General features: G+C 70.1%; 2 protein-coding genes. One reads left to right on the forward strand and one right to left on the reverse strand.

The window, feature by feature from the left end; all coding sequences use genetic code 11:
* Positions 1 to 267: 267 nt before the first annotated feature.
* A complete protein-coding gene (locus FV222_RS26090) occupies positions 268 to 510 on the forward strand; it encodes a hypothetical protein (RefSeq protein WP_147816030.1) in 243 nt (80 codons plus the stop codon).
* A gap of 9 nt (positions 511 to 519) precedes the next feature.
* On the opposite strand, the gene FV222_RS26095 is transcribed toward FV222_RS26090, so the two are convergent.
* The coding region (locus FV222_RS26095) for an amidase (protein WP_147816032.1) at positions 520 to 1413 on the reverse strand (894 nt) is incomplete at its 5' end.

Here is a 1413-nt window from a genome sequence, read left to right on the forward strand (position 1 = left end):
CTCGTCATGTCGGTGGTCCCGAACCAGAACCGCGTCGCCGCCGCCCCCGTTCGATGAACAGGGGTATACGGACACCCACGCAGCCCGTCAACAGGCGAAATGGAACTTTTGCGGATTTTCACGACAGGGACATGACAGAGACTGGAAGTGGCGTCCCAGGCGAACAGCGACGCCCTTCCATGACCCGGGGGGCATCCGCATCGCGGAACGATCCGTCCCCCTATCCGTAGAACCGCGTCGCCACGGGGGCGGCACGGAGCATGCGCGATGGCGATCAAGGCCCTGAACGACCGCAAGAAGCTGTCGAACGACTTCAACGAGGCCAACGACGCCTTCATCGATGCGGTGCTGAGCGCTCTGAAGGGCGGAGAGATGCCGCTGGAACTGGCGCGCGCCTACCTCGCCCACCCGGTGGCGATGATGCATTCGGACGGGGCGCAGGCGGTGGCCAACTACTTCGACCGCATTCTGGCGCAGCGCCCGCGGATCGACTGGACACCGGGCGAGTAAGGCGATCGCTCAGAGCGCAGGCGGGGAGAAGCCGCCGAAGCTCGCCTCGAGATGGCGGCCGAGCGCCAGGGCGACGTCCTCGCGCCACGGGTGGGCCGCCACCTGCACGCCGATCGGCATCCCCTCCGGCGAGGTCCCGACGCGGACGGCCACCGCCGGCCAACCGGTGAGGTTGTGGTTCTGGGCATAGCCCGCCCCGCGTTGCAGCACCGGATCGAAGCTGGTGCCGTGCGGCGGCGCCACGTAGGGCAGGACTGGCGAGAGCACCGCATCGTAGCCGTGCAGGAACGCGAGCTGCGCGTTGCGGAACGCGTCCCAGCGGTTGAACGCCGCCAGCGCCGCGGTGATGTCGGGCATGGCCGGCGCCGCGCGCGAGTTCAGCGACTGCTCGAACAGCGGGGAGATCCGGTCGGTGCCGATCGATCTCAGGAAGGCGCGGGTGCCGGCGCCGCCGTCGCCTCGGGTCATGTCGTAGTAGATGGCAGCCGCCTTGTCCGCGTCCGGCAGGCGACGCTCCTCGACAGCGAGGCCCGCCTCCGCGAAGGCCCGCGCCGCCGAGCGGATCGCGGCGGCGATCTCCGGGGTCGGGGCGGAGGCGCCGTCGTCGTCGAAGTAGGCGAGCTTCATTCCGCGCAGGACGACCGCGCGGGGATTGCGCAGGGGCATATCGACGATGGTGTAGTCGGAAAAATCCGGCCCGGCGACGATCGGCAGCGCCAGCGCGAGGTCGTCGACGCGACGGGCGATCAGGCTGACGTGGAACACGCTGTTGCGCGCGCCCATCGGCCGGGGGAACTGCCCCGTGCGCGGGATGCGGCCGGAGGTCGGCTTCAGGGCGGCGAGGCCGCAATAATGCGCCGGCACGCGGATGCTGCCGCCGGCATCGGTGCCGAGGCCGAGGGG

The sequence above is a fragment of the Methylobacterium sp. WL103 genome, from assembly GCF_008039885.1.
In the GTDB taxonomy this organism is placed as follows: domain Bacteria; phylum Pseudomonadota; class Alphaproteobacteria; order Rhizobiales; family Beijerinckiaceae; genus Methylobacterium; species Methylobacterium cerastii.

What these genes read in the sequence shown, in the direction of transcription:
- FV222_RS26090 (WP_147816030.1), top strand. Translation starts at nt 268, where the DNA reads ATGGCGATCAAGGCCCTGAACGACCGCAAGAAGCTGTCGAACGACTTC.